Origin of the sequence: Tahibacter caeni (assembly GCF_024609805.1) — a bacterium.
Taxonomy (GTDB): Bacteria; Pseudomonadota; Gammaproteobacteria; order Xanthomonadales; family Rhodanobacteraceae; genus Tahibacter; species Tahibacter caeni.
Genome location: NZ_JANFVR010000215.1, coordinates 1 through 8,202, shown reverse-complemented (window position 1 = coordinate 8,202; position 8,202 = coordinate 1). Strand labels below are relative to the sequence as shown.

Genomic DNA, 8,202 nt, shown 5'->3' with positions numbered 1-8,202 from the left:
CGAGGCGCAGGCTCGCGACCCGGTCGAAACGGACGTCGAGCGCGACCGCGCGCACGGCCGCCGCGGCGCGGGTCAACGCCGGCAGCAGCGGTTCGCGCAGGCCGCGGTCGCGGCCCGTCGCGCAGAGCGGCACGTACAGATGGCTGAACATCGCCGGCCGCCCCGCTAGGCCGCCGTCGCGCGCGATGCGGTCGGCCTGCTCCACCATCAACGCCCGCGCGACCAGCGGCGGCTCGAGCGCAAAGCAATACTGCTCGTCGTCGTTTACATCTAGCGAAATATACGACTGCATGATGAGTCTCGCCCGGACTGTGCGAGCAGGCAGGGGCGATCATCATAGCCGCCCGCCGAAACATTGCGGTCCGCGCGCGTTGCGTGGTTTGCGCGAATGCGCGCGGCGTCGGCGCGACGCGATGCCGGCCATCGTGCTCGCAACGCGGCGGCAGCGCGCCGCGTCCGCCGCCGTGTGCTGCAGCGCGATCGCCGTGGCCGGCGACGTTTCCGGCCCGTCGTCGCAGGGTCACGACATCGGCGTGGCATTGCGCGACCGTCGCATGCTGCGCTGCAGCTTTCCCCTTCGGACACTGTGCACCCGTACCGCGCCGTGGCCCACTGCGCAGGCCTTGTTCCCACCCCTGAGGATTCGGCCATGCCTTCGTTCCCGTCTTCGTGCGCGAGCCTGCGCGGCCCGCGCCTGTCGCTGTCCGCCGGCCTGCTCGCACTCGCCCTGTCCGTGCCGGCCTTCGCCCAGACCGAGGTCACCGGCTTCGGCAGCAACCCCGGCAATCTGCGCATGTTCAAGTACGTGCCGGCGAGCCTGCCGGCCGGCGCGCCGCTCGTCGTCGCGCTGCACGGCTGCGCGCAGAGCGCGGCGAGCTACGACGCGGAGACCGGCTGGCAGCTGCTGGCCGACCGCTGGCATTTCGCGCTGCTGCTGCCGCAGCAGCAGAGCGCGAACAATTCCAGCAGCTGCTTCAACTGGTTCGAGACCGGCGACACCACGCGCGGCCAGGGCGAGGCGCTGTCGATCAAGCAGATGGTCGACCGCATGATCGCCGACCATGCGAGCGCGAGCGGCCGCGTCTATGCGACCGGCCTTTCGGCCGGCGGCGCGATGACCGCCGTGCTGCTCGCGACCTATCCGGACGTGTTCGCCGGCGGCGCCGTGCTGTCGGGCCTGCCCTACCGCTGCGCGACCAGCCAGACGAATGCGTTCTCCTGCATGAATCCCGGGACCGATCTGACCCCGGCGCAATGGGGCGACAAGGTGCGCGCGGCGAGCAGCTGGAACGGCCCGTGGCCCGTCGTGTCGATCTGGCACGGCGACGCCGACTACACCGTGCGGCCGGCCAACCAGACCGAGCTCCTGCAGCAATGGACCAACGTGCACGGCGTCGACCAGACCGCCGACGTCGCCGACACGGTCGCCGGCTATCCGCACAAGGTATACAAAGACTCATCCGGCCAGCCGCGCGTGGAGACCTACACGATCACCGGCATGGGCCACGGCACGCCGGTGGACCCCGGCAGCGGCGAAACCCAGTGCGGCACGGCCGGCGCCTACATCCTCGACGTGAACATCTGCTCGAGCTATTACATCGGCCGGTTCTGGGGCCTCGACGATCTCGACGGCGTCGCGCCGACGGTCGTGCTGACCGCGCCGGCCGCCGCGAGCATCGTCAGCGGCGCCGTCACCCTGTCCGCGACCGCCAGCGACGACGTCGGCGTCGACCACGTCGACTTCCTGCTCGACGGCAGCCTGCTCGGCAGCGACGCGAGCGCGCCGTACACCTTCAGCTGGGATGCGACGAACGCGAGCAACGGCGCGCACGTGCTGCTCGCCCAGGCCTACGACCTCGCCGGCAACGTCGGCAGCTCGGCGGCCGTGGACGTGACGGTGACCGGCGGTACGGGCGGCGGCGGCGGCGGCACGCCGGTCACGGCCGAGTTCGGCAACGAGGACGCGAACGACGGCTACGTCAAGGCGAACGCGAGCGGCGGCGCCGCGGCGGTCGGCACGCTCGAATCGATCTACGGCCTCGCGATCGGTCGCGGCACCGACGGCAATTTCAACCGCGCCGTGCTCTCGTTCGACACGTCGTCGATCCCCGACGGCGCGACGATCACCGCGGCAAGCGTGACCGTCGCATATCGCAGCGCGTCGGGCAATCCGTGGACCAGCCCGGCCGGCAACAGCCTGCTCGTCGACGCGCAGGCCGGCTGTCTCGCCGCCTGCACGATCGAAGCCGGCGACTGGGCGGCGGCAACGAGCGCGAGCGCGGTCGCCCAGATCGCCGCGTTCAGCGGCGGCAGCCAGAGCAGCACCGTGTTCTCGGCCGCCGGCCTCGCCGCGATCAACCGCACCGGGCGCACCCAGCTGCGCCTGCGCTTCAGCGCGAACCAGACCGCGACGAACTACGTCTGGATCGACAAGGGCGCGACAGCGAAGCTGTCGGTCACCTATCAGCCCTGAGCGCGACCGGGCCCGGGCGCTCGCGGCGCTCGGGCCCGGCTACTGGTTTGCGGGATGCTTCGGGCAACGCGCCGCGACTCGCCGCGGCGCTCAGGCTTCGGTGTATTCGCCGATCGCGCGTTCGGCGACGGTCAGCCCGGCGCAGGCCGCATCGAGGCGCTGGTAGTCGGCCTCGAACGCGGCGCGGAACGCGCGATAGGCAGCCTCGTCGCGCCAGCGGTCGATCGTCAGGTAACTGCCGTCCTCGTCGCGGTCGCGCAGCAGCGAGGTGCCGAGATATCCCTCGCCGCGGCGGAACAGCGCGACCCAGTCGCCGTCAGCGCCGTAGCACCGCTCGAACGCGGCGCGCTGCGCCGCGTCGACCTGAAACTCCCAGACGTAGACGTAGCCGGCCACGGGCTCAGCCGATCAGCGCGAGCGCCGAGCCGGAAAACGCGACCACCGAGGCGTAGTCCTTCGGCGTCTGTTCCTTCGGCAGCGAAGCCGCCGCGGCCGTGCCGAACTGCGTCACGCCCTTGCCGATCTGGTGGCGCAGGTCGTAGCGGCGGCCGGCGAACTCGAACGGATTGCTGATCAGCAGCCGCGCCGAGAACACGTTGGAGCTCAGCAGCGGATGCGTGTCGTGCGGCTTGCCGGCCTCCAGCGTCGTGCCGACGACGACACTGACGCGGCGGAACGTCGCGATACGCTGCCCGCGCGCGAAGCTCTGCGGGTCGTCGAAGTCGCCGGCCGGCTCCGGCTGGAGATAGACCGAGAAATCGCCGGCCGGGTCCAGGCCCAGCTTCAGGTCGCCGTTGCTGACGCCGCGCGCCGTGAACGGCTCGGCCGCGAACGTGAAATGCGCCGTGCGCTCCGACGGCTTGCCGTCGAACAGGTCGGCTTCGATGCCGGCCAGATGCAGGAAGTAGCCGTAGTCGGCCAGGCTGTGGTCGGCACGCTCGTAGAAGCGGCCGGTCACGTACCAGGCCAGTTCGCCAGGCAACAGAAGAGCCATGATCACCTCGTAGACCGGAATGCGGCCGCGGCAATGTCGGCCAATCGCAACGATCACGCAAGAGGCGGCGGGTTGAAAGCCGGCCGCGGCGCCGACAAGATGGCCGCCCTCGCAATGTGGAGCGCGCGCATGTATGGACTGATCGGAAAGTTCGTCGCCGTCGCCGGCCAGCGCGACGCATTGATCGCTCTGCTGCTGGACTGCACCGGCGCGATGCCGGGCTGCCTGAGCTACGTAGTCGCGACCGATCCCAAGGACGCCGACACGGTCTGGATCACCGAGGTCTGGACCCACGAAGCCAGCCACAAGGCGTCGCTGAACCTGCCGGCCGTCCAGGCTGCGATCAAGCAGGCCATGCCGCTGATCGCGAGCTTCGGCGAAGGCATGCAGACCCGGCCGGTCGGCGGCTACGGCCTGGCGTCGTCGAACGGCTGAGCGCGCCGGCCCGCGGCGGCCGATGCCGGCGCCGCGGCGCCGGACACGGCGGAAGCTGCTGTCCCGGCCGAATGCGCTGCGGAAAGAACTGGCGCCGGACGCGGAACCGGCGACGCCGGTTCGTTCGCCGCGACGCCATTCATGCGCTGCAACAACGCGGCGACGCGCGCGTCGGCCTGCGCGTCGGGTGGATCCAGCCCGTGGCTGCGCCGCCAGGCGCGCACGATCTCCACGGCGTCGGCGTCCAGCGTGATCCGCAGGCTCGCGGCGGCGGCCTGCGCCTCGGCACGATCCGCCCCGCCGCCCGCGGCGGCCAGCAGCAGTATCGGCAACAGCTTCCCGTTCGCGCGCTGCATGTTCGCCCCCGCCGCCGGCCCGCGAATGCGGGCGACGGAGCGATTGCAACAGCGCGGACGAAAAGCTGCCGTGAAATTTTTACAGTTCCACGTTGCAAGACCCACTATTTTGGCGTAGGGAAAACACCCGCGCCGGATGAGCCTGCCAGCGCGGCGGCTCACTGCGCCGTGCTGCGCGAGAACAGGTTCATGACGAGCACGCCGGCGACGATGAGGCCCGTGCCGAGCAGCGCCGGCGCGTCGAGCTTCTGGCCGTAGGCCAGCCAGGCCACGGCCGTGACCAGCACGATGCCGAGACCCGACCAGACCGCATAGGCCACGCCGACCGGGATCGCGCGCAAGGTCAGCGACAGGAAATAGAACGCGACCGCGTAGCCGGCGACGACGAGCAGCGACGGCCAGAGGCGCGAGAAACCGTCGCTGGCCTTCAGCGCCGACGTCGCCGCGACCTCGGAAACGATCGCGACCGCAAGGAACAGCCAGTTCTTCATAGCGCCTCCCGCGCGAGCCCGGCGCATTGTGCGGGCCGCTCCGGCAGGCAGCCAGTCTTGCTCCGGCGGCGGTGCCGTGCGCAACGGCGCGACTCGTCGCGCCGCGCCGCCACGCGGGATGCCCGGCGGGCACGCCTGCCCGGCCGCCTAGGCTTCGCGCAGCTCGGTCGGCGTGCGGCCGGTCCAGCGCTTGAACGCGCGGCGGAATTCGCGCACGTCGCCGAAGCCGACCTGGCTGCCGACCTGGGCCACGCTGAGGCGGCGGTCGCGCAGCAGCTCGAGAGCGCGCTCGCAGCGCACGCGGTCGTGGATCAGGGTGAAGCTTTCGCCTTCGCCGGCCAGCTGGCGGCGCAGGGTCCGCTCGCTGCGGCACAGCGAGACGGCCACGTCGAGCAGGCGCGGATTCTGGCTCAGGCGCAGGCGCAGCTGGCGCTCGACCGCGGCGACGGTCTCGCTGCGCGCGGGCGGCGCGGCCTGCAGCTCGCGCTGCAGCGCAGCGAGCGCCTGGCGCGAGGTGACCGGGTTGTAGTTCGGGAACGGCAGGTCGAGGACCTGCGCATCGACGACCAGGCAGTTGTGCGTACTGCCGAAGCGCAGCTCGCAGCCGAACAGCTCGCGGTAGTCGCCGACGTGCGCCGGCGCCGCATAGGCCAGCTCCAGGCGCAGCGGCCGCAGCGCCGGGCCGACGAGCTCGCGCGCGACGGCGAGCACGCTCGAAAACATTTCCTCGCAAAGGAACGGCAGCACGGCCGCGTCGTGCAGCGGCGCGCGCGCGAACAGCGCGAGCTCGCCCGAGGACAGGCTCTCCACGTGCAGGTCGAGCAGCGCGCCGGTCGCGCGCTGGTGGGCGATGCCGATGCCGATCGCATCGAGGAAGCTGCGCGCGGTCTTCATCGCGAGACCGAGCAGGCCGAAGTTGCCGATGTCCTGGCGCCGGCCGAGCACGAGACCGAGATCCGGGTCGGGCAGGTCGGCCAGCGCGCGGCGGACGATCGCGATCGCCTGGCGGTAGGAGACGCGCGCGCTCGGGTCGCAGACGTCGCCGGGACTCAGGGCGTAGCCGGCGAACCAGGCGCCCGCGTCGATACCGCGCTCCTGGGCCAGCTGCACGAGCGTGCAGAGGATGTTGGTCGGCAATACCGCCGCGGACAGCCGCGGATCCTCGATCATCGTGCTCGCCCGCGCCATCGCTCTCTCTGAAAGTGCTCTGCCGTTTCCGCGGCGGGGCTCCATGCGCCTGCCGCTCGTCCCGCAAACCTGCCCGCGTGGCCTCGATGCCCCCGACGATCGACGCCGGATGCCGGCGTGCTCGGGGGACGTTTCGCGGCTTGGCCGTTTTTCCCCCCTTAGTATGCCGCTGCCGCCCTCGCTTGTGATGCGGCGACCGCACAAGACTGCGGGGATTCCCCGCGTCGGAGTCGGCCATGCGTCAATGTATACCCGTGTTCGCGATCGCCCTCGTGCTCGGCGCCTGCGGCGAGTCGTCGAACGGCCCGCCGGCGCCCGCCGCCGACGCGAGCTACGCGCCCAAGCTGCAGCAGCAGCTGCTCGACGCCAAGCCCGGCGACGTCATCGAGATTCCTGCCGGCCGCTACGCCTTCGACCGCAGCCTGACCCTGCGCGCGAGCGGCGTGACGATACGCGGCGCCGGCATGGACAAGAGCGTGCTGAGCTTCAAGGGCCAGAAGGCCGGCGCCGAAGGGCTGCTCGTCAACGGCGACGATTTCACGATCGAGAACCTGACCATCGAGGACTCCAAGGGCGACGGCCTCAAGATCAGCGAGTCCAGGCAGATCACGATACGCGGCGTCAAAGTGCAGTGGACCGGCGGTCCGAGCACGAAGAACGGCGCCTACGGCCTGTATCCGGTCAAGACCAGCAACGTGCTGATCGAGGACTGCGTCGCGATCGCCGCCTCGGACGCGGGTATCTATGTAGGCCAGTCGCGCGACGTCGTCGTGCGGCGCAGCCGCGCCGAGTCGAACGTCGCCGGCATCGAGATCGAGAACACGATCAACGCCGACGTCTACGACAACGTCGCGACCGGCAACACCGGCGGCATCCTCGTGTTCAACATGCCGGCGCTGTCGCAGCAGGGCGGCCAGATCCGCGTGTTCAAGAACAGGATCGTCGCGAACAACACGGCCAACTTCGGCGCCAAGGGCACGCCCGTGGCGAGCGTGCCGGCCGGCTCGGGCATGGTCATCAACTCCAACGACGACGTCGAGATCTTCGACAACGACATCGCCGACAACGCGACGGCCAACATCATCGTGTCCAGCGTCTACTCGACCGGCTACAAGGACAGCAGCATGGCCGACGGCTTCGATCCGTATCCGGAGCGTATCTACATCTACGGCAACCGGCTCAAGGGCGGCGGCGATTCGCCCGACGGCCTGGACCTCAAGGCGCTGAAAGTCGCGTCGATGGGCCTGACCGGTCATTTCCCGGACGTGCTCTGGGACGGCTACTTCAACAAGCAGCGCACGATCGACGGCCAGCCGGCGGCGGGGCCGCAGATCTGCCTCGAGGACGTTTCCGGCGTCATCAACGCCGACGGCCCGAACGGCTACGACAACCCGAACACCGACATCGGCCCGTTCCGCTGCAGCCTGCCGAAGCTGCCGGCGATCGACCTGGGCCGGAGCTGATCGGTGCGCAGGACCGCGCGGATTTTCGCGTTGCTGGCCGGCCTGCTGCTGGCCGCCTGCGCACAGCGGCCGGCGCCGGTACGGTTCTTCGCCGACGGCATGCCGGCCAGGCTGTCGGAGTGGGGCGTGCTCGTCAGCGACGGCCGCCGCCTGAGTCTCAACGACGGCGTGCTGCCGTACGATCTCAACACGCCGCTGTTCAGCGACTACGCGCACAAGCTGCGCACGGTCTGGATGCCGCCGGGCGTCAGCGCGAAATACGATCCCGACAACGCGTTCGATTTCCCGGTCGGCACGGTCATCAGCAAGACCTTCTATTTCCCGCTGCCCGACGGCGGCGGCGAGAACCGCGTGCTGCGCAGCGACCCGGCGGCCAGCAGCTTCGTCGCCGGCGCGATCGACCTGCGCCGCACGCGACTGATCGAGACGCGCCTGCTCGTGCGGCGCGAAGCGGGCTGGATCGCCCTGCCCTACGTCTGGGACGCCGACCAGCGCGACGCGACGCTCGCGCGCATAGGCGCGCTGGTGCCGTTGCAGCTCGTCGACGCGGCCGGCGCGACCGAAGAGGCCGCCTATCAGGTGCCCGACCAGAACCAGTGCGCGAGCTGCCACAACACGGACAATCTCGCGCGCCGGCTGCAGCCGATCGGCCTCAAGGCGCGACATCTGAATCGCGATTTCGACTACGCGGCCGGCCGCGCCAACCAGCTGACGGCGCTGGCGGCCGCCGGCTATCTCGCCGGACTGCCGCCGGCGGAACAGCGGCCGCGCGCGGCCGACGCGCGCGACACGTCGGCCGACC

At 70.6% G+C, this 8,202-nt stretch carries 10 protein-coding genes; 4 read left to right on the top strand and 6 right to left on the bottom strand.

The annotated features are described in order from the left end of the window. On the bottom strand, positions 1–292 hold a 292-nt coding region (locus tag NON22_RS16465; protein ID WP_425507993.1), incomplete at its 3' end, for a hypothetical protein. Between the two features lie 357 nt (positions 293–649). On the opposite strand from NON22_RS16465, the gene NON22_RS16460 reads away from it, so the two are divergent. Continuing rightward, on the top strand, positions 650–2,473 hold the full coding sequence (locus NON22_RS16460; RefSeq protein WP_257388034.1) for an extracellular catalytic domain type 1 short-chain-length polyhydroxyalkanoate depolymerase: 1,824 nt from the start codon (positions 650–652) through the stop codon (positions 2,471–2,473). Positions 2,474–2,563: 90 nt separating this feature from the next. On the opposite strand, the gene NON22_RS16455 is transcribed toward NON22_RS16460, so the two are convergent. Further along, positions 2,564–2,869, bottom strand: a complete 306-nt coding sequence (locus NON22_RS16455) for an antibiotic biosynthesis monooxygenase (protein ID WP_257388033.1) — start codon at positions 2,867–2,869, stop codon at positions 2,564–2,566. Between the two features lie 4 nt (positions 2,870–2,873). After that, complete coding sequence (locus NON22_RS16450; protein WP_257388032.1) at positions 2,874–3,467, bottom strand: hypothetical protein; 594 nt, start codon at positions 3,465–3,467, stop codon at positions 2,874–2,876. Between the two features lie 129 nt (positions 3,468–3,596). Here NON22_RS16450 and NON22_RS16445 point away from each other — a divergent pair, with 129 nt between their 5' ends. Next, complete coding sequence (locus NON22_RS16445) at positions 3,597–3,902, top strand: putative quinol monooxygenase (protein WP_257388031.1); 306 nt, start codon at positions 3,597–3,599, stop codon at positions 3,900–3,902. On the opposite strand, the gene NON22_RS16440 is transcribed toward NON22_RS16445, so the two are convergent. From NON22_RS16440 to NON22_RS16430, 3 genes are all read right to left on the bottom strand, one after another. After that, positions 3,875–4,420, bottom strand: a complete 546-nt coding sequence (locus tag NON22_RS16440; protein WP_257388030.1) for a hypothetical protein — start codon at positions 4,418–4,420, stop codon at positions 3,875–3,877. The two genes, NON22_RS16445 and NON22_RS16440, sit on opposite strands and share 28 nt — an antisense overlap. Continuing rightward, positions 4,417–4,749, bottom strand: a complete 333-nt coding sequence (locus NON22_RS16435; protein WP_257388029.1) for a DMT family transporter — start codon at positions 4,747–4,749, stop codon at positions 4,417–4,419. The genes NON22_RS16440 and NON22_RS16435 overlap by 4 nt, the downstream gene beginning before the upstream one ends. 147 nt (positions 4,750–4,896) lie before the next feature. Continuing rightward, the gene (locus NON22_RS16430) at positions 4,897–5,919 is read right to left on the bottom strand and encodes an AraC family transcriptional regulator (RefSeq protein ID WP_257388028.1); all 1,023 of its coding nucleotides are present in this window, start codon (positions 5,917–5,919) and stop codon (positions 4,897–4,899) included. 254 nt (positions 5,920–6,173) lie between these two features. Between NON22_RS16430 and NON22_RS16425 the strand changes: the two genes are divergently transcribed. Continuing rightward, positions 6,174–7,400: a parallel beta-helix domain-containing protein gene (locus NON22_RS16425; RefSeq protein ID WP_257388027.1), complete on the top strand. Its 1,227-nt coding sequence runs from the start codon at positions 6,174–6,176 to the stop codon at positions 7,398–7,400. Between the two features lie 3 nt (positions 7,401–7,403). Beyond that, positions 7,404–8,202: hypothetical protein (locus NON22_RS16420; RefSeq protein WP_257388026.1), on the top strand; the 799-nt coding region annotated here is incomplete at its 3' end.

What these genes read in the sequence shown, in the direction of transcription:
- NON22_RS16425 (WP_257388027.1), top strand. Translation starts at nt 6,174, where the DNA reads ATGCGTCAATGTATACCCGTGTTCGCGATCGCCCTCGTGCTCGGCGCC.
- NON22_RS16450 (WP_257388032.1), bottom strand. Translation starts at nt 3,467, where the DNA reads ATGGCTCTTCTGTTGCCTGGCGAACTGGCCTGGTACGTGACCGGCCGC.
- NON22_RS16460 (WP_257388034.1), top strand. Translation starts at nt 650, where the DNA reads ATGCCTTCGTTCCCGTCTTCGTGCGCGAGCCTGCGCGGCCCGCGCCTG.
- NON22_RS16445 (WP_257388031.1), top strand. Translation starts at nt 3,597, where the DNA reads ATGTATGGACTGATCGGAAAGTTCGTCGCCGTCGCCGGCCAGCGCGAC.
- NON22_RS16435 (WP_257388029.1), bottom strand. Translation starts at nt 4,749, where the DNA reads ATGAAGAACTGGCTGTTCCTTGCGGTCGCGATCGTTTCCGAGGTCGCG.
- NON22_RS16430 (WP_257388028.1), bottom strand. Translation starts at nt 5,919, where the DNA reads ATGATCGAGGATCCGCGGCTGTCCGCGGCGGTATTGCCGACCAACATC.